1 protein-coding gene is annotated in these 249 nt (G+C 49.8%); it reads left to right on the top strand.

What is annotated here, in order from left to right; genetic code table 11:
- Window positions 1–249 (top strand): tetratricopeptide repeat protein (locus tag NLF92_RS13510; RefSeq protein WP_254102774.1); only part of this gene is annotated, 249 nt, incomplete at both ends.

A 249-nucleotide genomic window follows, 5' to 3' on the forward strand; every position in this document is an offset into this window, starting at 1 on the left:
GAGCGTGTTTGCAGGCAATTTCTTCAGCAACACAAGCACCAGCCCGACGCCATGATGCTATTGGCCGAAATTGGCATCCAAATGAAGGTTTACCACGACGCTGAGTTTTTATTGGAAAGCTGTATTGCGTTGTATCCCGACAACCAGCGCGCTGTGTCACTGTATTTGGGATTGTTAGCGAAGCTGGGTAAACACGACCTCATTGAGCGTCAGGTTATGGCTTTACCGGCGACTGTTCAGAACTCGACG

The sequence above is a fragment of the Opacimonas viscosa genome (assembly GCF_024199005.1).
In the GTDB taxonomy this organism is placed as follows: Bacteria; Pseudomonadota; Gammaproteobacteria; order Enterobacterales; family Alteromonadaceae; genus Opacimonas; species Opacimonas viscosa.